This is a genomic window from Paucibacter sp. B2R-40, from assembly GCF_025717555.1.
In the GTDB taxonomy this organism is placed as follows: Bacteria; Pseudomonadota; Gammaproteobacteria; order Burkholderiales; family Burkholderiaceae_C; genus Paucibacter_A.
This window is the reverse complement of sequence record NZ_JAJIRP010000002.1, coordinates 176717-197662: the sequence shown is the minus strand read 5'-3', so window position 1 is coordinate 197662 and position 20946 is coordinate 176717. Positions and strand designations below refer to the sequence as shown.

The following is a 20946-nucleotide window of genomic DNA, read 5'->3' as shown; positions in this document are numbered from 1 at the left end:
GCCTTGCTCAGCCGAGCTTGCGGCGGCGGGCGATAAAGCCCACAGCAAACAAGCCTGCCATCAGCATGGCCCAGGTCGAGGGTTCTGGGATGGGGGGTGCTGGTGGACCAGGGGGCAGGGTCGGAATCAAGCCGCCACCACCGCCGCCGCCGCCAATCCCACCACCGCCACCGCCCAAGCCTGGAAAGCCGCCACCGCCACCTGGTGCACTCAGCCCAGGCGTCAGCACGGGGCCGCCCTCAAAGCCCGATCCGCCTGCAATCTGGGCGAAGCTTCCTGGGCTGGCCACCGGACCGGCCGCAGTCGGGTCCAACTCCAACGGTCCTTGTGCATCCTGCGTCGAGGAGGCCACACTGCTTCCTGCGCCGGGCCCGGCGGCGCGTGGTGCGATGCGCTGAATTCGGCTGACATTGCGACAAACGGTCGGCACCAAGATGCACTGACCTTGCTCGCAATAGACCAGCCCGCGCTCTTCGTAGGCCTGCGTCCACTTGGCGCGGCTGACCGTTTTGCAGACACTGTTGGCGCCAAAGTGCATATCGGTGATGGCGCTGCCGTACTGGGCTTGGCCTTCAATGCTGTCGCGCTTGATGGTGACCAACTCGTCGTAGTCGCGCTTGAGCATGCGCTCTTTCAGCTTTGCCCGCACTGGTGCGGGGATATCTTTGTAGCGGTCGACGGCCGCCGAAAAGTCACCCATGAAGGGGTTGACGCCGGGCTTGTCCCATGAACAGTTTGGCAAGGTAGCGCCAGACGCTGCACTAGAAGCGGCAAGAGCAATCGATGCTAGCAAAGACATTTTTTCAAATTCCGTCAAATTTAGCCCGCAGGCTGTGGGCGGCAATGCCGTCGACACTTTCAAAAAACCAGTAAAGCAGTCTTGAATGGAGCGGGGAAAACCAGTCTTTTCCCTCGATCTGCGATGTCAAGAGTGTAATAACCCTAGGGCAGTTAAAGTGCTCGCGGGCCCCTGCGGCCGAGGCAGGGAGGTGTGTTAATTCACGCTTACCCTGAAATCAATCGGAACTTCATTTCTTGTTGCGTTGATACGCGCGGACGCCGATGAGCAAAAAAGCCGCTCACTTGCCTGTCGTTTTTCAGTGCCGCGGGGTTCTTGGGGTGCGCGGTAGGTAAATCGCTGCTAACCTGCTCGGGCTTTGCAACTGACCAGATCGCTCAAATTCTCATGCTCTCGGCCCCAGCCCGCCTCGTGCTCTATGTTGAAGACGACCGCATCAACCTCGTGTTGATGGAGGAGGTCTTTCGGCGTCTGCCCGGTTGGCGCCTGGAATGTGCCGAGGACGGCGCCCAGGCCTTGGCGCTGCTCGAAAGCTTGCGGCCCGACCTCTTGCTGATTGATATGAATCTGCCCGATATGACGGGGCTGGAATTGCTGACGCATTTGCGCAACGTTGCGCGCGGCTCGACACTGCATTGTGTGGCGCTGTCGGCCGATGATCTGCCGGACCAAGTTGAGGCAGCTCGCGCTGCGGGGTTCAGCGACTATTGGGTCAAACCCATCGATGTGCTGAAGATGGTCGACGCTTTGCAAGGCGCCTTGCCCTAAAAAACGGGCGAAAAAAAGACCCGGCTGAGCGGGCCTCCTGTCTTGGGCTAGGGTGCTGCGATCGGGCAAGCAGGCAGCGGCCCATTCACACGATTGCACGATCGCCCATCGGGCTCACGCATTACTTCAGGTGACTGTTGATCAGCTTGGTCATTTCGAACATATCTGCTTTTGCCTTGCCGAAGATTTCCTTCAGCGCCGCGTCGGCAACGATGATGCGCTTTTGCACGGCATCTTGCAGATTGTGTTTCTTGATGTATTCCCAGACCTTCTTGGTCACATCGGTGCGCGGCAGCGGAGCTGCGCCGACGATGGCGGCCAAGGCGGCGCTAGGCGTCAAGGCCTTCATGAATGCTGCATTCGGGGTGCGCTTCTTTGCAGGAGCGGCATCCTTCTTGGCGGCCGGAGCCTTTTTGACCGCAGCAGCTTTCTTCGCAGGAGCGGCCTTCTTGGCCGGCGCCGCAGCTTTGACCGCCTTGACGGCTGGAGCCGCAGCTACTTTTTTCGCCGGTGCGGCCTTGGGGGTCGCAGCCGCTTTCTTAGCGGGCGCGGCCTTCTTTGCAGTTGCCATTTCAATTCTCTCCATCAAAAGTTGTTGATGTGCTGGTTCTGGGTGAAGGCCGCATAAGCCTTCAATTCTCTCTAGCACCTAGCAGGGGCGATGGTACTGCGGCACTAGGCGCTTGAGAAGGCTTTCATAGGGGAAGCGAGCCCAATCTCACATCGAAATGCAGCCTGTTTACCCTAGGTGTCGCGCACCCGCATCACTTGTTGAAAATTTGCCCTTGAATTGGAGCTGAGTACCGGTGCCAGGCCCACGCCGCGCTGCGTGTTTGCCGTACACCGCATTCGACTTTTAGGTCATTGAATATGGGGTTATGTTTTAGCCTCGAAGAGGTGTGCTTGGGGCCGGCGCGGCGTGACGGGAGGACTAGCGATCGAGCTCGTAGGCCAATAGCGCGACGGTTTCCCATTCGACCGCTTGCCCGTTCTCAAGATAGGGCGCGAAGCGTGCCGAGCGAATGTCTTGCAGCGCTTGTTGATCCAGGCGAGCAAAGCCAGCAGACTTTTTCAAGCTTGCCTCCTTCAGGTGCCCGCGTGCGTCGACCACGATGCGCAGGTGAACGACGCCCGATTCGCCCAAGCGGCGCGAGAGCAGCGGCACCGTCATTTGTGGCTCGACCAGATATCGCACCGCACTGGCCGCAACTTGGCGCGGACCGGCGGCGGTAATCGGTGCGATTGACGGCGCAGCAATGTGATGCGGCGCTTCAAGTTGGGGCGCGATCGCTGGCGGCGACGCTTGGGGCGAAACCTCGACAAGAGCGGGGACCGAACTCGGCGTTGGCATAGCAAGGTTTTCGACCGGTGGCGCAGTCAAGGGCCTCAGTGGTTCATGTGTATTGCTGCTCTTCGGCTGGCGTTGCGGCAACTGGTTCGAGGCCAGGGGTGGGGCGGCGGCAATCAGACTCAGCACGATGGGTTCGGGCTTGAGCGCTTGGGTTCGCACGCCGACGAACTGCCAGAGAGCCCAGCCGGCGATCAAATGCACCGTGAGGACGCAGCCGAGCAAGAGCGTGCGGGCGGGTCTAGCCGGCCCCTTGAGACGCGTCATTGGGATTGAGCTCGGGTGCGCTGCTGTGCTGATGGCGGGCGACGAGGTGCTGGCACGCCGGGACGCAGAGGACGCGGTTGGGGTGACAAGTACGGGAATCACAAATGGCCTTGCGCTTGAATTTGCGGGTATTTCGGCCTTGCTGGGCCTTGTCCTTATCCTAGCATTAATGCGAACGATTGTTATTTAGATTCGTGCGAAGGGTAAAAAAAGGCCCCGCAAGCGAAAGCTTCACGGGGCTTTTATCGGGGAGGGCGGCCAAGGGCCGCCGGCCGACTCAGTGCTTGCTGTCCTTGGATATTTTGGGCGCGGTATGCAAGCTCAGGATCATGGTCGCAGCCAGGATCGCAACCACAGCGCCAAGCGAGACCAAGACCGGGATCTTGATGATGTCGATCAGAATCATCTTGCTACCGATGAATGCCAGCACCACCGCCAAACCGTAGCTGAGCAAATGAAACTTTGTCGCCATCGCGGCCAGCAGGAAGTACATCGCACGCAGGCCCAGGATGGCAAAGATGTTCGAGGTCAACACGATGAAGGGATCGTCCGTGATGGCGAAGATGGCCGGGATCGAATCCACCGCGAAGATCACATCGGTCATGCCAATCAGCGCAATCACCAGCAGCAGCGGCGTGGCGACGCGCTTGCCGTTCTCCAGCGTGAAGAAGCGCTCGCCGTCAAAGTTCTTGCTCACTGGCATTGTTCGGCGCAGCAGCTTCAAGGCCGGGTTGGACTCAAGATCAGGTTCCTGACCGGCGGCCCACCACATCTTGATGCCGGTGACCAGCAAGAAGGCGCCGAACACATACAGCACCCAGTGGAACTCGGCAATCAAATAGCTGCCGACCAGAATCATGACCGTACGCAGGATGATGGCGCCGATGATGCCGTACATCAGCACGCGTTTTTGATACTCGGCCGGCACCGAGAAATAGGTGAAGATCATCAGGAAGACAAAGATGTTGTCCACCGCCAGCGACTTTTCGATCAAGTAGCCGGTCAAGAACTCCAGGGCGCGGGTATTGGCTAACTCAACGTTACCTGTGCTGTCCTTGATGGCCCACCAGAACAAGCCGTTGAAGGCCAGGCTCAAGCCCACCCAGACCAGGGACCAGTTGATCGCTTCTTTGACAGAAACCTCGTGGGCGCCTTGCTTGCGCAGCACCACAAAGTCGACGAACAGGGCGGCCAGCACCGAGCCGCCAAAGAAGAACCACAGCCACACAGGCGCAATCGTATCCATTGAATTTCCCGCAAAAAAACCAAACATCGAGCCGCGCCTGCTGAATGCAAAGCCGCGGCCAAGAGTCGAAAGGTCTTGCGGGACGGCGCTGTTGACTAACAACAATCAATCCACTGCCGGCTGCGGGGCCCGGGCATCTTCACAGACACCGTACTGACGGGCGGCCGCCACGGCTTGCACCGCGTAGCTACTCCCCCTTCGAAGTCCGCATTCTGCCAGCAAAAGGCAAGACCTGCCCCCGTTTAGGGGCAAGTCCCCAGCCGAAGACCCTGCAAAAAGTCACGCCTCGCTTGTATATTCGGCGCCATGAAGATACTTTTGCGTTGGCTTCTATTGGCCGCAGCCTTGCTGCTGGTCGCTCATTTGTATCCCGGCGTGGTGGTGACCAGCTTCAGCTCGGCCTTGATCGCGGCGATGGTGCTGGGCTTGCTCAACACCTTGTTGCGGCCGGTCCTGGTGCTGTTGACCTTGCCCGTTACGGTGGTCAGCCTGGGGCTATTCCTGTTCGTCATCAATGCCTTGATGTTCTGGGCGGCGGCGCGCTTGCTGAGCGGCTTTGACGTGGCCGGCTTTTGGGCCGCCTTGATCGGCTCGTTGATTTACAGCCTGTGCGGCATGTTGATCGACACCTTGTTCGAGCGCCTGTTCCCAGATTCGGACTGAACTCAGGGCAACTCGGCGCCCGGCGGCGCGCCGCGCGGATACATCTCCGCCAGCAGTTGACGCCGCTCGTACAGCAGGCTGCGCAGGCGCGCGTCGATCACCGCTGCCTCGACCTGGTCGGCATCGCGGCCGCGGGACTGCCGCAGGCCGGAGCGAAAACGGTCGATGGCGCCGTTCAAATCGCCCATGGCTGCACGCTCCTCGCCCTGCGCGCGAACTGCCCGCAGCGGTTGGTCCAGCTTGCTCCAAAGCTGGCCTAGCTCGGCCCAGGCCAAGGGGTCCATCGGGTTCAGGCTCACATAGGTCTGCAGCGCCTCGGCGGCTTCGCGCACGGTGGCTGGATTGGTGTCGACACGAGCCAGCTGTGCTTTTTGAATCAAAAGCGGCCTGGAGCGCTCGCCCGCCAGCGGCTTCAAGGCTGCGTAACCATCGGCGGCCTGACCGCGCGCCTGATTCAGTTCGGCACGCAAGTAACGCAGCATGCGCTCGGCTTTGGGGTCCTGGCCCATCAATTTCAAAGTCAGCTCGGCGCTGCGCAAGGCGTTTTCCGCCCGCGCAAAGTCACGCATCTTGATCGAAGCCAATGCGCCGGCATAGCGCGCAGCCAGTTGCTCATAACCCTTGTTCTCAGCGCTGGCCTTGGTCTGTTGGTCGCGCGCCCCGGCGTCCAGGTTTTGCAAGGCGGTCCAGGCCTCGGCCCGCGCGTCCATCAAGACCTTGGCCCGCGCAGCCATCAATGCATGTTCTGCGCTGCCGACTGGGCGTTCATAGTCAATGGTGCCCATGCGCAAGCGCGCGTCACCGATACGCTCGGTGGTCAAGGGGTGGGAGCGCAGATAAGGGTAAGCGCCGGAATCCATCAGGTGGTTGGCCTGCTCCATGCGATCGAACATGCTGTACATGCCGGCGGGCGAATAGCCGGCCTGGTTCATCACCGTGAAGCCGACCCGGTCGGCCTCGCGTTCCATATCGCGCGAAAAACTCAGCGAGGCTTGCGCGGCAGCCGCCTGGCTGCCGACGATGGCTGCGTTCGCCACGTCCGTGCTGTGGGTGCGCGAAGCGACGATCAAGCCGGCCACCAAGCCGGCCAAGGCCAGCATGCTGTTGCGCGAATCGCCGGCCATGCGCCGGGCGATATGGCGCTGCGTTACATGCGACAACTCATGCGCCAGCACCGAGGCCAATTCATCGGCCGAACCCGTCATCGCGATCAAGCCCAGATGCACGCCGACATAACCGCCCGGCAGGGCGAAAGCATTGATGCTGCGGTCGCGCACCAAAAACACCTCCCAGGCGAAGCGCTCGCTGGTCTCGTCGCCGATGTTGCCGAGTTGCTTGGCGGTGGTCACCAGCGGCCCCCAGATCGACTGCAGATATTCCAGCAGCAAGGGGTCTTCGAGGAAGTCTGGATCAGGGCGAATCTGCCGCATCACCTGCTCGCCAATGCGGCGCTCGGTGCCGAGGTCGAGATCTTGCGATACCGAGTCGCCCAGCGCCGGCAGGTTGACCTGCGCATAGCTGAGAGGCATGCCCATGCTCAGCACCGCAGCCGCCAACAAACTGACGGCACAGCGGCCCGGACGACGCATCAAACTGACAGATAGCTTCAACAACACAGACTCCAAAAAAGCGTCAAGCCTCTCTATGATGCGCCCACAATCGTTTCCCAATTGTTGCCGCCCATCGAGACCCGCCCTGCAATGACATCAGAACTCACTCATTTTGACGCCCAAGGCCAAGCCCATATGGTGGACGTTGCGGCCAAAGCTGTCACGCACCGTGTTGCGGTGGCGGCAGGCCGCATCAGCATGCAAGCCGCCACCCTAGCATTGATCACCAGTGGCAGTGCGAAAAAAGGTGATGTTTTGGGCATCGCCCGCATCGCCGCCATTCAGGCCGCCAAGCGCTGCGCCGATCTGATCCCGCTTTGCCATCCCTTGCCCTTGACCCGCGTGGCGGTTGAGTTCGAGATCGACGTGGCCGCCAACGCTGTGCTGTGCCGCGCCCAAGTCGAGACGCTGGGCCGCACCGGGGTCGAGATGGAGGCTTTGACCTCGGTGCAGATCGGCCTGCTGACCATTTACGATATGTGCAAGGCCGCTGATCGCGGCATGGTGATGGGCGATATCCGCGTGCTGGAAAAGCATGGGGGCAAGAGCGGCGACTGGTCGGCCGGCTGAATCACCGGCGCAACTCGCGCCAGTTGTAGTCGCGCAGCGGCGGCTCGCACTGGAACGGCTTGAGCGCGCCGGCCTCCAACGTGAGCTCGCAGTCCTCCAGCCATTCCGTGCCGGCTGGATGGTGAAACTCCCGCAGGCGCTGCGCCACATAACGGGCCTTGTCGGTATCTCCGTTGGCGTGCAGCGATTTGGCCCAGGCGATCATCAACCGCGCGTCGATCAGGTTGTGGGCGGTCCGTTGGGCTGCGCCCAGCGTGGCCGGGCTGGCGGGCAAGGAGGTGGCGGCGGCATAGTCGGCCTGGGTCGAAAACAGGGCCGTGGCCTGGCCTGTGGCGATGCGCTGCGTCAATGGCTGCGAGTTGGCCGAGGGGGCATAAATATCGACCACGCGCAAATACTCCCAGGTGGTGTAGGCACTGGTCGCCAGCATCAAGGCTCCAATCCAGACCCAGCTGTTGTCGCTTGCTTTGTCGGCATGCGGCGTTTCATCGGTGGGCGCGCCGAGCGCCAAGCCGAAGGCGAAAGCGCTCGGCAGCAAAAAGTAGGCATACCAGAGCGGGTACTCCAGCAGGCTGTGCAGCCCTATCATCAAGACCAGCATGAAAGCACAGCGCCGCACCACCGCGTCGGCACTGCCAGCAGCGCGACTGAGAGCAAAGGCGCGCCATAGCGAGAAGGCCAGCAAGCCCAAAATCGCCAAACTCAGCGGCAGACCTAACTCGACGGCCAACTGCATCACGAGATTGTGGGTGTGATCAAAAAACGCAATCGGCCGATCAGGGAAGGGCGTCATGCTCCAGGCCAGATTGAAGTCGCCCCAGCCGACGCCCGTCCAGGGGTTGGCCTTCAAGAGACTCCAGGCGTTGGCGATGATGGCCAGCCGTGACGGCGAGCCTGCACCTTCGGCCAGGCGCGACTCGGCCCCCAGCGCATGCGCGCCGCCGGCCGCCCAGGCCGACAGCAACCACCAACTCAAGGCCAGCAGCATGGGTGTGGCCATCAGCGATAACTTGGCCGCGCGGCCCAGTTTGCGATCAAGCGCGCCCCAGGCAGCCAAGATCAGCACGCCGATCACACCGGTGCGCGAGGCGCTCAGCACCACCGCAAAGACCAGGCCGAACAGCAGCAATGGCAAAACGAAGCTGCCGCCGAAGGATTTGAAGCGACCCTGGTCGGCCAGATACACCGCCGCCACACAGGCCCACATCAAGAGGCTGGCCAGATGATTGGGTTGGCGCATATTGCCTACCGCCCGACCCGGGATGCCTGAGCGCGCGATCACATGCCCATCGGCCCAGGCCGGCATAAAGACCTGCACTAGGCTGACGATCAAACTCAAGACCCCAGCCAACAACAAGCCCCAGCACAGCGCCTCCAGCCAACGCTGCCGCTCGCTGCGCTGCAGGCCCTGGCCGGCTAGCAGCAGGGCCAAGGCCGCGAACAGCATGCCGCTATTGGCCAGCGCCAAGGCCGTTGGCAAGCTGCCCAAGAGCTTTGAAGCCCAAGGTGCCAGCGCCAATAGGCCCAGCGCTGCGGCCGCCGGCGTGAGCCGCCAGGCGGGTGCCTGCTGGCCACCCATGCACAGCAGCACCAAGCCCCAGCCGGCAAGGGCAGTGAGCTGATTGAACAGCGTCGCCGAGGGCGTCAAGTTGAAGGCCAGCAGCGGCGCTAGCGTGCAGGCCAGCAAGATGGCCAGCAGCGATCCGGAGTCGAGTGATGAGCGCGGAGAAGTGGACATGAGTGAGCGGCGAGCGATCGGTTTCTGCATGGGGCCGAATCATCACATGAAGCGCCCATGCCTCTTCGGCAAAGTTCGCCGCACAAGCACTTGATGCAATCGATACGCTTGAAGAGCTTGACTCAGGCTGTATATGTGTACTACTATGCTAGTACACATCAGGAGCAGCTTTGAGTGCCGACAGCTTTTTCTTTCAAATCAACACCGGCTCGACCGAACCGATTTATCGGCAGTTGGTCGAGCAATTGCGGCGCCGCGTGGCCAGCGGGCAGCTGGTTGCTGGGCAGGAGATCCCCTCGGTGCGCGAGGTTGCGCAAGCTTTGGCCGTGCACCCGATGACGATTTCCAAGGCCTACAGCCTGCTCGAAGCCGAGGGGCTGCTGGAGCGCCGGCGCGGCTTGGCGATGCGGGTGGCGGCACAGCACAAAAGCGCGCAACCGGCGGTCGATCGCATCGCCTTGCTGCGTCCGACGCTGGAGCGCGCAGCGGCCGAAGTGCATCAGTTGGAGGTGTCGGCTCCCCAAGCATTGCAGTTGTTTGAACAAATTCTCAATCAAGATCTCATTCAAGAACAGGGAGGCGCCGCATGAGCGCAAACACGCTATCCACATCGGTCACCGCGCAGGTGCAGGGTCTGAGCCTGAGCTTCGGCCAGCAAGCCGTGCTGAAGAGTCTGGACTGGCAGCTGCTGCCGGGCCAAGTGGTCGGCCTTTTGGGCCGCAATGGCGCAGGCAAGACTTGTTTGCTGGAGAGCTTGCTGGGCCTGCGCGAGCCGCAAAACGGTGCGGTGCAGTTGTTCGGCCAGAATGCGGCTGAGCTGGACGACGCCGGGCGCGCCCGCATCGGCTATGTGCCGCAGCAAAGCGATTTGTTCGAGGGTTTCACGCCCGCCCAACTGCTGCGTTACTTCAAGAGCTTTTATCCACGCTGGAACGAGGCCAAGGTCGAGGGCTTGCTGTCGCGCTGGGACATCGCGCGCGACAAGCCGATCGCCAAGCTCAGCGGCGGCCAGCAGCAGCGCTTGTCCATCATCCGTGCGCTCGCCCATGAGCCCGACCTCTTGGTGCTGGACGAGCCGGTGGCCAGCCTTGACCCCGCCGGGCGGCGCGACTTCCTGCGCGAGCTGGTCGAGCAGGTGCTGGACCGTGGCACGACGGTGGTGTTCTCGACCCACATCTTGTCGGACCTCGAGCGCGTCGCCTTCAACGTGGCCTTTTTGAAGCAAGGCCGCATCGGCTTGCAGGCGCCGCTGGATGAGTTGCTGGACGAGGTGCGCGCCTTGAGCGGGCCCACTGCGGTGCTGCAAGCGCTGATTGCTGCGGAGGGTTTGCAAGCCCTGAGCCGCAGCCCACTTGAGGCTGGGCGCGAGCGCTGCTTGGTGCGCTATCCGCAGTCTTCATCGTCCAGCGGGCAACTGCCGGTCGATGTGAGCAGCGAGCGCGTCAATCTGGAAGACCTGTTCATGGAGCTGACATGATGAGGAGCTTGCGCGCGCTACGGTCGAACTACAGCCCGCTCTTGTTGGCACCCTTTCAACAACGCCGCCACACCGGCGAGCTATGGGTGTGGCTCGCACTGCTGTTGTTGACGCTGGCGCTGGCCCTTGCTTGCGCAATCATGGTCGACCTGACCACGGCGCGCCTAGTCCTCGGCATCGCCGCCGCGACGAGTCTGCTGATTCTGTGGGGCATCAGTTTCGCCAGCCTGCGGCGCCAGAACCACCCGACTGCCGCCCGCCTGGTGCCCGGTCATCTGGCCCGATTGCGCTGCTGCGCGGTCGGCCTGCTGCTTGTCTTGAGCGCTACGAGCGCGGTGCTGTTCGGCTCGCAACTGGGCCAGCCGCTGGCCTGGGGCTTGGGCGCGGCAGTGGTGATGCTCAGCGTGGCGGCGATGCTGCGCTGGTACCGGCTGTGGTTTTTGATCTGGATCGTGCCCAGCCTTGGCTTTTGGTGGCCGGTGAATGCGCTGTGGTTACGCGTTTGGCATGGGGTGCTGCATTGGTACGGCGCGCAGCCCGCCAGCTTGGCTTTGGTCGCCGGCCTGCTATTGCCTTGGCTGCTGAGTCGCTTGTTGCAAGACGGCGGCGCGGCGCATCAAGCGAGCTACCGCGAGGCCGAAATGCTGCGCTTGGCCTTTGCTGATCAAACCCGCGGCCTGTCTACCGGCATGTACTTTGGCAAGACCGGCCTGACCCTGACGAGGCTTTTCTCATGGCCGCGGCCCTTGTGGGAGCGCTATCTGCTGGCCCATGCCAAGCCCGCAGCGCGCAGTGTTTTGGCGCGCGCCGAACTGGCTTGCTGGGGCAATCAGCACTGGACCAGCATTCTGGGTTCCTTGACCGTCATACTGGCGCTGCTGGCGATTGGCGCGGTAGCAATTGCCCAGTTTTACGCCCCCAATTGGTCGGAATTCGGCGGCAATGGCAGCGTTGGATTGCAGATCGGCATCGTCAGCATGGTCTTGAACCCGCTGCTGGGTCTGGCCGCCAGCCTGCATCGCAGCCGCCGCGAGCAGGCGCTGCTGATGCTGCTGCCGGCGATGCCGCGCGGTCAAACGCTGAACCGACTGTTGGCCCGACGATTGTTGACGCAGTATTTCTTGCAGTGGAGTCTGGCCTTGGCCCTGATCTGCCTGATGATGGCAATGGCCTCCGGCGGCGGTGCTCCGCGTTTGGGCCTGTATGCCTTGCTGCTGGCCTTGCCCATGGGCAGCTATTTGTTGCGCGACTGGTCCCGTCAAGCCGCTCCAGTGGGCGCGCATCAGGTGTTGCCGCTGATCGCCATGGCCGCCGGCGCAGCGGTATTGGCCGGCATGGCCTGGCTGGGTTTGAGCCTCTGGATCACGGCGGCGTTGAGCCTGATCCTGACGCTTGTTTTGCTGCGCCGCCGTTGGCAACGTTGGGTCTTGCTCAGCCCGGCCGCGCTGCCGGTCGGGCGTTGGGCTTGATGCTTGTTCAGCGCTTCAGCCAGCCCACAATCTGCGGCGCCTGCAGCGCCCCCGACATGCGCTGCAACTCTTTGCCTTGCTGCAATTGCAGCAAGGTCGGGATGCTGCGGATGCCGAAGCGCTGTGACAGCTGAGGGCTTTCGTCACTGTTCACCTTGACCAGCAAGACCTGACCCTTGAGTTGCTTGGCGGCGATGGCGAACTGCGGCGCCATCTGCCGGCAAGGGCCGCACCAAGGCGCCCAGAAGTCGACCAGCACGGGCAACTCGCTGCCCGCCACCACCGCATCGAAGTTGGCCTCGCTCAACTCGACCACCTCGCCGCTGAGCAGCGCTTGGCCGCATTTGCCGCAGATCGGGTCTTGGGTGGCACGCTCATCGGGAACGCGGTTCTTGCTCAGGCAGTGCGGGCAGGTGATCAACATCGGTGACAACTCCTTCTGATGCTCGACACAGTGAGGCCGGCTTGGCGGTTTTTCAAGGTGCGGCCTCCAGCCTTGCCTGCAGGCTCGCGCCCACTTCCTGCATAAAGGCGCGCACCCGCGCGGTCTGGCGCAGGTCCGGATGCGTCAGGAGCCAGACCGGCGTGCTGACGTCGCTGAGCACCTCGGAGACCGGCAGCAAATCGGGCTCATGGCCCTCGATCAAGGTGGGCAGCAGCGCCAAGGCCAAGCCGGTGCGCGCCATCGCCACGGCCGGATGCAGCAGGTCCAGCCGCACGGCGATGCTGGTTTGCGGCACATGGTCCAGCATCCAGCGGTCGAAAAAGCGCGAGCGGCGCTCCCGATCGAATCCTATCCAGGGGTAGTTGGCGCAGAGGTCACTCACCGGCAGAACGCTTTGCGGCAGACCCGCCTGGCCGCGTTTGGCGTAGACACGCATGCGCACGTCGCCCAAGCGGCGCCCGACCAGATGCTCGGGCACGAGCCGGTTCATGCGCAGCGCCACATCGGCGTCTCGTTTGGACATATCAACCAAGCTGGAGTTCTCGTTCACCTCGACCTCGATGCCCGGATGGCTGCGCCGGAACGCCGCCAGCGCCTCGGGCAGCAGGTAGAGCATCGCCACAAAAGCGGTGCTCAGGCGCAGCGTGCCTTGCAGCTCGAGGTCGCGGCCGACGATGCGGCGCTGCATTTCGGCAATCGCAGGGCGCATCTCGCGCGCCTGCGCCGCCATCAACTCGCCCGCCTCGGTCGGCCGGTAACCGCTGCGCAGACGCTCGAACAGGCGCGCGCCCAGCCGCTCTTCCAAGGCATCCAGCCGCCTCAGCACGGTGGTGTGGCGCACCCCCATCAGCTTGGCGGCGCCGTTCAGCGAGCCGGCCTCGGCAATCGCCAGCGCGTAGCGCAAATCATCCCAATCCAGCCCGACTTCCAGTTGCTCCATTGTGCGTATTTGCAAACTTCAAGTGCAGTTTGCGCAGTTGTTTGTGCGTTGGCGCAAACATAACATCTGTTCCATCGAAAGCCAAGCCTCAATCCGCAAACAAACCCAGTGAGCAAGCCAGCATGAACAACAGCCTCAACTACGCCCTATATCGCGACGCCGCCCAAGTGCAGCCCGAGCCGGCTCCGAGCTCGTCTTTCTTTAACTCCCCGCGCCTTTGGCTGGATCGCTGGTTTGATGCCTGGGCCGCGCGCGTGGAGGCACGCTGGCAGAGCGCCGACTTGCGCAGCCGCTATTACTGACAGCGCAAACACGAACCGAACTCGAACCCTATACCGGAGAACACCACCATGCCCTATCTGCACCTCAGCCTGAGCCCCGCGCCCGGCACCGACCCCAGCCTGCGCGACTTGGCCGCCACCTTGACCGAATTGACCGCCGAGCATCTGGCTAAAGTCCCCGCTTTGACCGCTGTGCGTATCGAGCTGGTGCCGGCCACGCATTGGTTCATCGGCGCGCGGCCGCTGGCCGCCGACACGCTGGCCAGCTATCAGCTGCAGATTCAGGTCACGGCCGGCACCAATACCGCCGCTCAGATCAGCGCCTATCTGGCCGCCGTGCATACGGCGATGGGCGTCGTGCTGGGGCGACTGCATCCGACCAGCTATATCGTGGTGCAGCAAGTACCCGCCGATGCCTGGGGTTATGGTGGGCAGAGCCAGGCGCAGCGAAAGGCTGCTGCCGCCCTGGCGTAGCTGGTGGCGGGTCTTGGCCGGCCACTCGTATAGTCGGCCCATGACCCAGACCCTGCTCGCCACCAAGCTCTTCGCGCCCCCGCCGGCGCTGCGCAGTGTTGAGCGCCAGCGCTTGATGCAGCGTTTGGACGCCGGTTTGCCGGGCAAGCTAAGCCTGGTTTGCGCGCCCGCCGGCTTTGGTAAATCGACCTTGTTGGGGGCTTGGGTGCAGGCCTGTGAGCATCCCAGCGCCTGGTTGTCGCTCGATGAGGGCGAGCGTGATCCGGACCAGTTCGTGGCCTATTTAACCGCCAGCTTGCGCAGCATTGCTGCCGAACTGGGTGATGGGGCTTTGGCGCTGGCCCAGGCCCGACCCCGGCCAACGCCCGAGGCGGTGCTGACCCATCTGATCAACCGACTGGCGACGCGGCCGGGCCGGCTGGTCTTGGTGCTCGATGATTACCATTTAGCCAGCTGCCCCGCAGTTGACGCGCTGCTGGCCTTTCTGCTCGAGCGCATGCCCGCGCATTTGCATCTGGTGCTGGCCTCGCGTGCCCTGCCGGCCATCGCTCTGGCGCGCTGGCGAGCGCAAGGCCAGTTGCTCGAGCTGGGGCAGGACGACTTGCGTTTCCAGGCCGAGGAGAGCGCGCAGTTTTTGAATCACGTGATGGCCTTGGGTCTGAGCGAGGCTCAAGTTCAGGCGCTGGCTGCGCGCACCGAAGCCTGGCCGGCCGGGCTGCAGATGGCGGCCTTATCTTTGGCCGGGCAGAGCGACGCCGAGCGCTTCATCCAGTCTTTCAGCGGCAACCACCGCCTGGTGCAGGACTATCTGCTCGAAGAAGTGCTGCGGCGCCAAAGCCCCGCGCTGCAGTGCTTTTTGCTGCGCACCTCGCTGCTGGACCGCATGTGCCCGGACTTGTGCGACGCCGTCATGCAGTCGCAGTCAGGTGAGGGGCGCGAGATGCTGCGCCAGCTGGAGGCCGCCGGTCTGTTTATCGTGCCGCTGGACGAAGAGCGCCGCTGGTTCCGTTACCACCATCTGTTTGGCGCGATGTTGCGGCAGCGCTTGAGTGAGAGCGAGAAGAAAGTGCAGGCCGCCTTGCATCTGCGCGCCACTGCCTGGTACGAAGCCCAGGGCATGATCCGCGATGCCTTGCACCATGCGGTGGCCGCCGGTGACACGGCGCGCGCGATGCAGGTGGTGCAGGGCGACGGCATGCCGCTGTACTTTTTGGAGGACGCGGAACCGGTGCTGCAGTGGCTGCGAGACCAGCCGCCGGCATTTCTGGACGCGCATCCGCCGCTGTGGCTGATGCTGGCCTGGTCTTACCTGGCCACCAGTCAGCACAGCCTGATGCGCGCGCCGATGCTGGGTGCGCAGGCGGCGATAGAAAAGGCCAGCCAGGATCCGGCCTATGAGGGCTGGTGCGGAGAGCTGAACGCGGTGCGCGCCTGGGAGGCGGTGGCCCGAGGCGATGCCGCCACGATTGCCCAGGAGGCCGCCTTGGCGCTGCAGCGGCTGCCGCAAACCAGCTTGGCGCTGCGCGTTGCGGCTCAATGCGCGCTGGGCGTGGCGCATCAATTCCATGGCGAGCGCGCGGCGGCCCAGCAGGTCTACGGCGAAGTGCTGGCGCAGGCGCAAGCCTGTGGCAATCGCATGATCGGGGTTTGCGCGGCCATTGCGTTGGGCCATCTGCAGGAGGACGACAACCAACTGCACCTGGCCGCTCGCACCTACGGCCGCGCGCTGCAGTTGTTGGGCGATCAGCCGCATGGCGTGGCCTGCGAGGTTCATCTGGGGCTGGCGCGCATTCGCTATCAATGGAACGAGCTTGAGGCCGCTGCCTCCCATGCCGAACAAAGCAGTCGGCTGGCCGCGCTGCTGGAATGCGACGCCGGCTTGGGCGCCGACGCCTTGCGCGCGCAGATGCTGCTGTCCCGTGCCGAGAGCGACGCGGCCTTGGAGATGCTGAAGCTGGCCAGCGCCGCCGCCCAGACCAGAAACCAGCATGGCGGACGGCTCGCCATCGCCCAGGTGCAGGTGCAGGCGTTTTTGCAAACCGGCGAGGTGATGGCCGCCGCCGAGTTGGCGCAAACCCATGCGCTGCCCTTGGCGCAGGCGCAGGTCTTGCTCGCCCGGGGCCAGGCGATGCAGGCGCTCGAATGTCTGAATGCGTTTCTGTCCGCCTCGCAAGCCACTGCCCCGGCGGCCGAGCTGGTGCGCGCGCTCTTGCTCAAGGCGCTGGCGCTGGACGCCTTCGACCCGTCCGAGGCGGCGCTGACCGTGCTGGGCGAGGCGATGTCTTTGGCCGAGCCGCAGGGCTGGGTGCGCGCTTTTGTTGATTTGGGCCGGCCCATGCAGCGACTCTTGGAGAAGGCGGCCCAGGGCGCGCGGCCGCGCTACACCGCGCTGTTGCTAGACGCGCTGCGCAGGCAGTCGGACGCCATTGCCAGCCTGACGCTGCCTGCCCCAGCAACGCTGCCGATGCCATTGACTCCGCCCGATGCATTGGCCGAGCCCTTGAGCCAGCGCGAGCTCGAAGTGCTGACCCTGATTTACAAAGGGCTGTCCAACCAGGAAATCGGCAAGCAGCTGTTTGTCTCGCTGAGCACGGTCAAGTGGCATAACCAGAACATCTTTGACAAGCTCGATGTGCAAAGACGCACCGAGGCGGTCGCACGCGCCCAGGCCTTGAACTTGCTCTGAGCCAGCGCCGCAAAACCGTACTTTGGTACGGTGACAGGCTGGGGCAGCGCCGTCGACACTGCCAGCCAGGCGATCGACAAGGGGTTGGCGCCACGCTCTAGCCCGGTCTGCGTCATGCGAGTTTTGCCAGTTTTGCCCAGTCCGTCGTGGCGGATGCCGGGAGCCCCCACTTTCTTGCTTTTGTTCTTGAGCGTGGTGCCGGTGGCTGCTGGCGCGGCGCGCCTGATGCAAATGCTGGCCGGTGATATGAGCAGCAGCGCGAGGTTCATGAGCATGCCCGGGCCGGTGCTGCTCCACATCGTGGCGGCGGCTTTGTTCTGTGTGCTGGGCGCATTCCAGTTCGATGCGGCACTCAGGCGGCGTAACCGCCGCCTGCACCGATACAGCGGCAGGCTGGTGGCCGCCTGCGGCCTGTTGGCGGCACTGACGGGCTTGTGGATGGCGGCGCGCCTGCCCATCCCGGCCGAGCAGCAAGGCCCGCTCTTGTACGCGGCCCGCATGCTGGTTGGGCTGTGCATGGCTGGGACCATCGTCGCGGCGGTCCGCGCCGTGCTGCTGGGCCGCTTCGATCAGCACCGGGCCTGGATGATCCGTGCCTATGCGCTGGGCCAAGGCGCCGGGACGCAGGTGCTGTTCTTGCTGCCGGTGGCGCTGGTGTCCGGCGCGCCGACCTATCGCTTGCGCGATCTGCTAATGGCCTCGGCCTGGGGATTGAACGCGCTTGTCGCCGAATGGCTGATTCGCCGGCGGCGGCGAAGCACGGCATTCATCTAACCCCGCTCGCTTCTTTGCTGGCTGGCCCGCCAGGGTCAGCCCCCGGGCGTGTCTGCCCGAGAACTTTTTTGATCTTCAATTTTGGATTTCCTATGAACACTGCTCTCGATCGTCTCAATTGCTTCAAGGCCCTCGCTCTCGCCGCCGGCCTGAGCTTGGCCGCACCCCATGCTTTTTCACAGGCCTTCGACGCGGTACGCCTGTACGGCGCCGCACCCGGCAAAGACGGTGGCACGGTGGGCGCCGCTGTTGTTGCGACCTATGAATACCAGGGCTCCGACCAGCGCAGCACCTGGGTGATTCCGGTGCTCGACTACCAATGGGCTAACGGCTGGTTTGCAGGCATCAGCAACGGCATCGGCTACAACTTCTCTGCGCCGTCGTCTTCACTGCAATATGGCCTGCGCCTGACGGCCGACAAGGGCCGCAAAGAAAGCCGCGCCAGCGCCTTGCATGGCCTGGGTGACGTGGACGCCGCCGCCGAAGGCGGGGCCTTCCTCAACTACAGCCTGCCCCAGGGGCTGTTCTTCACCTCGTCGCTGCGCTATGGCGCTGGCGCCAATAACAAGGGCCTGATCATCGATCTGGGTGCGGGCTATCTGAGCGAGATCGCGCCGAACTGGCATCTGGGTGCGGGCCTGGGCCTCACGCTCGCCAACGCCCATTACATGCAGTCCTTCTTTGGGGTCAGCGCCGACCAATCAGCGGCAAGCGGCTACGGGGTCTATGCGGCCAGCGCGGGCGCCCGCGACGCGCGCGCCAATGTGGCACTCAGCTATTCGATTGACAAGAGATGCACGGTCACGGCGGCGCTGTCGGTGAGCAGCTTGCTGGCGGATGCCAAAGACAGCCCGCTGACGCGCAAACGCAGCGCGGAGATGGGTGTGATTGCGCTCAGCTACGCCTTCTGAACCGACCCAAGCTCCAACCCATTCAAGGAACTCCCATGCAACGCCTGATACCCAGCACAGCGATGTGCGCCGCCACCTGCCTCACTTTTTGCGCCGCTTTTGCGGCGGCCTGCCTGCCCATCCAGGCCCATGCCGAAGAAGCGACGGCCAAGGATGTGCGCGGCCCCTACCTCGGCATCGCCTTTGGCGCTGCGTTTGGCAACCGGGAAACAGCGGACTCCAACAGCAGCAATGACGAGGGCCTGGGTCGCAGCGCCAAGTTCTTTGGCGGCTACCAGCTGAGCGAGAACTTCGGCCTGCAAGTCGGCTACGCCCGCATCCGTGATCTGAACCAAAACACCGGCAAGGGCGCCACGCTGATTGTGCAGACCGCCCGAGGTCACAGTGCATTTGCGGCCGGCACTGCCCGCTGGCCTTTGGGCGACTCGTTCGCCCTCACGGGCAAGCTGGGCGTGTCCTTCGGCAAGGTCAGCGCCGTAAACCCGGTCAATGCGGCGACGAGTCAGCTCCTGGGCAGCAAGACCTCGCTGCTGGTCGGCAGCGGCGTCGAATATGTCGTCAACCACCATCTCGCGATGTCGCTAGAGCTTGAGAGTTATGGGCATCTTTCGCCGCAGGTCAGGGGCAATCTGATCACCTTGGGCACGCGGTTCACGTTCTGAACTGCTTGCTGATCGAGGGGCTCCCAAGCGGCCCTCAACAACACCGCCAACCGCTGACTAGAGTTCAATGATGACCACCGATGACAAACCTCTGCTGCGCCGCCTTTTGAACCTGCCGATTTCGCGCATGCTCGCGGCATCCTTGGCGATGGTGTTGCCGCTGGCCCTGAGCTTCGCGCTGATCGAGGCGCTGCTGCCCAAGGCCATGCGCGTGGCCTGGCCCAATCTCGTGGCGGCGCTCGCCTGCGCGCTGGGCTACTGGGCCTATATGAGCCGCGTCGAGCGCCGCGAGGTCAGCGAGTTGCGCGCCGCCGGTGCCTTGCGGCAATGGACTCGCGGCGCAGGGCTGGGCGTGCTGCTGGGTCTGCTCACGCTGGCGCCTTTGTGGGGGCTGGGCGTCTACCGCATCGAGGGCTTGGGCGACGGCTTTGTGCTCATCCAGCAAATCCCTGAGATGGTCTTGGTCTCGGTGCTGGAGGAGTTGCTGATTCGCGGCGTGGTCTTCCGTATCGCCGAGCAGGCCTGGGGTAGCCGGCGGGCGCTGGGTTTGTCCACCTTGCTGTTTGTGGCCGCGCACCTGCCCGCTGAAATCAGCGTGCTGGGCATGCTGGTGACCGCAGCGGCTTCGCTCGCCTTCAGCGCCGCCTATCAACTCGGCCGCAGCCTGTGGGCGCCGATCGGCATGCACTTCGCCTGGAATTATTTGTTCTCGGCCGTCTTCTCGGTGCCGGTCTCGGGTCACGCGGCCAAGGGCTGGCTGCATGGCGCCATGAGTGGCCCCGAATGGCTCAGTGGCGGGGCTTACGGCGTCGAGGCCTCGGCCATGGCCTTGCTGGTCTGGGCGCTGGCAGCCAGCTTTTTGCTGCGCAGCGCCATCGCGCGTGGCAAATTCCTGCCGCGCCTGGGCCGCAGCATTTAGGCCTGGGTTGAGGCACTCGATTGCTGCCTTTGGCCCGAACAGAGTCCGCCATGCAGATGCTTGAACATTGGCTTGCCTCTTGCTGTGCGGGCTTGGCCTTGGCGGCCTGTGCCTCGGGGGCGGTTCAGGCGGCTGAATTCAAGGTCGATGTGATTCAGTTCGAGCCCTGGGCTTACCGCATCAACGGCGGCACCGCTGCCGAGTCGTATGCCGGCGTCTTGGTCGAATACATGCGTGAGTTCGAACGCAGAAGTGGCCATACCGTCGTGCTCACGCTGACGCCCTATGCCCGCGTGGAACTCAATTTGAAGACCGGAGCCACAGACTTCTCGCTGATGGTTTGGTCCGACGCCCGCGCAGCTTATGCGCGTCGCGGGGCAGAAATTTTGCCTCTGCGGTTTGGGGTTCGATTGATCAAGGGCGTGGCCGCCAGCCAACCTCATGAGCTGCGCGGCTTGCGCATGGGTGTTCCGCGTGGCTTGACCTTGGGTCAGCACTTCGATGCCGACCCTTTGATTGACAAGCAAATGACGCTTGATTACACGCAAGCGATTCGTATGGTGGTCAAAGGCCGGGGCGTCGCGGGCGTTGCCGGCTCGCTCGCGACGATAGACCACTTGATTCGCAAACTTCAGGTCGAAAGCTACTTCGGCGAAGAATTGTTTTTAAACAATTCTTATGGTGTGGTGGCGTTTTCGATGCGTTCCAAAAATATCGCGCTTGAACGGGAGGTCAATGCCGTCTTCGAATCGATTGCGCAGGACGGTACAGCCGCGCGGATTTACCGCGACTTCATGTCTGAAGGCGGGTTGAAAGCCAAGGCATATGCGACTGGCTCTGTGCCTTGATGCGGTCCGAAGGCAGCACCGCCCAGGTTTGGGCGCTCCCTGATGCGTTTT

At 63.3% G+C, this 20946-nt stretch carries 22 protein-coding genes; 14 read left to right on the top strand and 8 right to left on the bottom strand.

The genetic code is table 11. The features are described 5' to 3' along the window. Nucleotides 1-7: 7 nt before the first annotated feature. Complete coding sequence (locus LNV09_RS04875; protein WP_263555959.1) at nt 8-742, bottom strand: MHFG family PEP-CTERM protein; 735 nt, start codon at nt 740-742, stop codon at nt 8-10. A 444-nt stretch (nt 743-1186) separates the two neighbouring features. Here LNV09_RS04875 and LNV09_RS04870 point away from each other — a divergent pair, with 444 nt between their 5' ends. Beyond that, nucleotides 1187-1567 (top strand): response regulator, encoded by a 381-nt coding sequence (locus tag LNV09_RS04870; protein WP_263555958.1) that lies wholly within the window; start codon nt 1187-1189, stop codon nt 1565-1567. Nucleotides 1568-1688: 121 nt separating this feature from the next. Here the strand turns inward: LNV09_RS04870 and LNV09_RS04865 are convergent, their stop codons facing one another. The 3 genes from LNV09_RS04865 to LNV09_RS04855 form a co-directional block, all read right to left on the bottom strand. Next, nucleotides 1689-2138 (bottom strand): SWIB/MDM2 domain-containing protein, encoded by a 450-nt coding sequence (locus LNV09_RS04865; RefSeq protein WP_263555957.1) that lies wholly within the window; start codon nt 2136-2138, stop codon nt 1689-1691. 360 nt (nt 2139-2498) lie between these two features. Beyond that, nucleotides 2499-3182, bottom strand: a complete 684-nt coding sequence (locus LNV09_RS04860; protein ID WP_263555956.1) for an energy transducer TonB — start codon at nt 3180-3182, stop codon at nt 2499-2501. A 277-nt stretch (nt 3183-3459) separates the two neighbouring features. Then, nucleotides 3460-4428 (bottom strand): TerC family protein, encoded by a 969-nt coding sequence (locus LNV09_RS04855; RefSeq protein ID WP_263555955.1) that lies wholly within the window; start codon nt 4426-4428, stop codon nt 3460-3462. A gap of 306 nt (nt 4429-4734) precedes the next feature. Here LNV09_RS04855 and LNV09_RS04850 point away from each other — a divergent pair, with 306 nt between their 5' ends. Next, nucleotides 4735-5091: a phage holin family protein gene (locus LNV09_RS04850; protein ID WP_263555954.1), complete on the top strand. Its 357-nt coding sequence runs from the start codon at nt 4735-4737 to the stop codon at nt 5089-5091. A gap of 2 nt (nt 5092-5093) precedes the next feature. Here LNV09_RS04850 and LNV09_RS04845 read toward each other — a convergent pair whose 3' ends face one another. Next, a complete protein-coding gene (locus LNV09_RS04845) occupies nt 5094-6704 on the bottom strand; it encodes a M48 family metalloprotease (protein WP_263555953.1) in 1611 nt (536 codons plus the stop codon). Nucleotides 6705-6791: 87 nt separating this feature from the next. On the opposite strand from LNV09_RS04845, the gene moaC reads away from it, so the two are divergent. Continuing rightward, entirely contained in the window at nt 6792-7271 is a 480-nt protein-coding gene (gene moaC, locus LNV09_RS04840) for a cyclic pyranopterin monophosphate synthase MoaC (RefSeq protein WP_263555952.1), read from the top strand. Between the two features lies 1 nt (nt 7272). On the opposite strand, the gene LNV09_RS04835 is transcribed toward moaC, so the two are convergent. Beyond that, complete coding sequence (locus LNV09_RS04835; RefSeq protein ID WP_263555951.1) at nt 7273-9009, bottom strand: PglL family O-oligosaccharyltransferase; 1737 nt, start codon at nt 9007-9009, stop codon at nt 7273-7275. Between the two features lie 170 nt (nt 9010-9179). On the opposite strand from LNV09_RS04835, the gene LNV09_RS04830 reads away from it, so the two are divergent. The 3 genes from LNV09_RS04830 to LNV09_RS04820 are packed head-to-tail and all read left to right on the top strand — an operon-like array spanning nt 9180 to nt 11955. Continuing rightward, entirely contained in the window at nt 9180-9599 is a 420-nt protein-coding gene (locus LNV09_RS04830; RefSeq protein ID WP_263555950.1) for a GntR family transcriptional regulator, read from the top strand. Continuing rightward, a complete protein-coding gene (locus LNV09_RS04825; RefSeq protein ID WP_263555949.1) occupies nt 9596-10486 on the top strand; it encodes an ABC transporter ATP-binding protein in 891 nt (296 codons plus the stop codon). Before LNV09_RS04830 ends, LNV09_RS04825 begins: the two co-directional genes overlap by 4 nt. Then, on the top strand, nt 10486-11955 hold the full coding sequence (locus LNV09_RS04820) for a hypothetical protein (protein ID WP_263555948.1): 1470 nt from the start codon (nt 10486-10488) through the stop codon (nt 11953-11955). Before LNV09_RS04825 ends, LNV09_RS04820 begins: the two co-directional genes overlap by 1 nt. 7 nt (nt 11956-11962) lie before the next feature. Here the strand turns inward: LNV09_RS04820 and trxC are convergent, their stop codons facing one another. Together trxC and LNV09_RS04810 are read right to left on the bottom strand one after the other, a co-directional pair. Then, nucleotides 11963-12379, bottom strand: coding sequence for a thioredoxin TrxC (gene trxC, locus LNV09_RS04815; protein ID WP_263555947.1), 417 nt, complete (start codon nt 12377-12379; stop codon nt 11963-11965). Nucleotides 12380-12431: 52 nt separating this feature from the next. Continuing rightward, nucleotides 12432-13340 carry a LysR family transcriptional regulator gene (locus LNV09_RS04810; protein ID WP_263555946.1) on the bottom strand — a complete coding sequence of 303 codons (909 nt, stop codon included), beginning with the start codon at nt 13338-13340 and terminating at the stop codon, nt 12432-12434. 122 nt (nt 13341-13462) lie between these two features. Between LNV09_RS04810 and LNV09_RS04805 the strand changes: the two genes are divergently transcribed. The 8 genes from LNV09_RS04805 to LNV09_RS04770 all read left to right on the top strand — a co-directional run bounded on the left by LNV09_RS04805 (nt 13463) and on the right by LNV09_RS04770 (nt 20895). Further along, nucleotides 13463-13642 carry a hypothetical protein gene (locus LNV09_RS04805; RefSeq protein ID WP_263555945.1) on the top strand — a complete coding sequence of 60 codons (180 nt, stop codon included), beginning with the start codon at nt 13463-13465 and terminating at the stop codon, nt 13640-13642. A gap of 48 nt (nt 13643-13690) precedes the next feature. Next, on the top strand, nt 13691-14095 hold the full coding sequence (locus LNV09_RS04800) for a tautomerase family protein (RefSeq protein WP_263555944.1): 405 nt from the start codon (nt 13691-13693) through the stop codon (nt 14093-14095). Nucleotides 14096-14135: 40 nt separating this feature from the next. Then, nucleotides 14136-16781: a winged helix-turn-helix domain-containing protein gene (locus tag LNV09_RS04795; protein WP_263555943.1), complete on the top strand. Its 2646-nt coding sequence runs from the start codon at nt 14136-14138 to the stop codon at nt 16779-16781. A 174-nt stretch (nt 16782-16955) separates the two neighbouring features. After that, a complete protein-coding gene (locus LNV09_RS04790) occupies nt 16956-17555 on the top strand; it encodes a DUF2306 domain-containing protein (RefSeq protein ID WP_263555942.1) in 600 nt (199 codons plus the stop codon). 92 nt (nt 17556-17647) lie between these two features. Beyond that, complete coding sequence (locus tag LNV09_RS04785) at nt 17648-18466, top strand: MipA/OmpV family protein (protein ID WP_263555941.1); 819 nt, start codon at nt 17648-17650, stop codon at nt 18464-18466. Nucleotides 18467-18501: 35 nt separating this feature from the next. Beyond that, nucleotides 18502-19128, top strand: coding sequence for an outer membrane beta-barrel protein (locus LNV09_RS04780; protein ID WP_263555940.1), 627 nt, complete (start codon nt 18502-18504; stop codon nt 19126-19128). A 67-nt stretch (nt 19129-19195) separates the two neighbouring features. Continuing rightward, entirely contained in the window at nt 19196-20047 is an 852-nt protein-coding gene (locus LNV09_RS04775) for a CPBP family intramembrane glutamic endopeptidase (protein ID WP_263555939.1), read from the top strand. A 50-nt stretch (nt 20048-20097) separates the two neighbouring features. Next, on the top strand, nt 20098-20895 hold the full coding sequence (locus LNV09_RS04770) for a substrate-binding periplasmic protein (RefSeq protein ID WP_263555938.1): 798 nt from the start codon (nt 20098-20100) through the stop codon (nt 20893-20895). The last annotated feature ends 51 nt before the right edge of the window (nt 20896-20946 follow it).

Excerpts from the sequence above, each read along its gene's own strand:
- LNV09_RS04870 (WP_263555958.1), top strand. The coding sequence starts at position 1,187 with ATGCTCTCGGCCCCAGCCCGCCTCGTGCTCTATGTTGAAGACGACCGC.
- LNV09_RS04865 (WP_263555957.1), bottom strand. The coding sequence starts at position 2,138 with ATGGCAACTGCAAAGAAGGCCGCGCCCGCTAAGAAAGCGGCTGCGACC.
- LNV09_RS04860 (WP_263555956.1), bottom strand. The coding sequence starts at position 3,182 with ATGACGCGTCTCAAGGGGCCGGCTAGACCCGCCCGCACGCTCTTGCTC.
- LNV09_RS04855 (WP_263555955.1), bottom strand. The coding sequence starts at position 4,428 with ATGGATACGATTGCGCCTGTGTGGCTGTGGTTCTTCTTTGGCGGCTCG.
- LNV09_RS04850 (WP_263555954.1), top strand. The coding sequence starts at position 4,735 with ATGAAGATACTTTTGCGTTGGCTTCTATTGGCCGCAGCCTTGCTGCTG.
- moaC (WP_263555952.1), top strand. The coding sequence starts at position 6,792 with ATGACATCAGAACTCACTCATTTTGACGCCCAAGGCCAAGCCCATATG.
- LNV09_RS04835 (WP_263555951.1), bottom strand. The coding sequence starts at position 9,009 with ATGTCCACTTCTCCGCGCTCATCACTCGACTCCGGATCGCTGCTGGCC.
- LNV09_RS04825 (WP_263555949.1), top strand. The coding sequence starts at position 9,596 with ATGAGCGCAAACACGCTATCCACATCGGTCACCGCGCAGGTGCAGGGT.
- LNV09_RS04820 (WP_263555948.1), top strand. The coding sequence starts at position 10,486 with ATGAGGAGCTTGCGCGCGCTACGGTCGAACTACAGCCCGCTCTTGTTG.
- trxC (WP_263555947.1), bottom strand. The coding sequence starts at position 12,379 with ATGTTGATCACCTGCCCGCACTGCCTGAGCAAGAACCGCGTTCCCGAT.
- LNV09_RS04810 (WP_263555946.1), bottom strand. The coding sequence starts at position 13,340 with ATGGAGCAACTGGAAGTCGGGCTGGATTGGGATGATTTGCGCTACGCG.
- LNV09_RS04805 (WP_263555945.1), top strand. The coding sequence starts at position 13,463 with ATGAACAACAGCCTCAACTACGCCCTATATCGCGACGCCGCCCAAGTG.
- LNV09_RS04800 (WP_263555944.1), top strand. The coding sequence starts at position 13,691 with ATGCCCTATCTGCACCTCAGCCTGAGCCCCGCGCCCGGCACCGACCCC.
- LNV09_RS04795 (WP_263555943.1), top strand. The coding sequence starts at position 14,136 with ATGACCCAGACCCTGCTCGCCACCAAGCTCTTCGCGCCCCCGCCGGCG.
- LNV09_RS04785 (WP_263555941.1), top strand. The coding sequence starts at position 17,648 with ATGAACACTGCTCTCGATCGTCTCAATTGCTTCAAGGCCCTCGCTCTC.
- LNV09_RS04780 (WP_263555940.1), top strand. The coding sequence starts at position 18,502 with ATGCAACGCCTGATACCCAGCACAGCGATGTGCGCCGCCACCTGCCTC.
- LNV09_RS04775 (WP_263555939.1), top strand. The coding sequence starts at position 19,196 with ATGATGACCACCGATGACAAACCTCTGCTGCGCCGCCTTTTGAACCTG.
- LNV09_RS04770 (WP_263555938.1), top strand. The coding sequence starts at position 20,098 with ATGCAGATGCTTGAACATTGGCTTGCCTCTTGCTGTGCGGGCTTGGCC.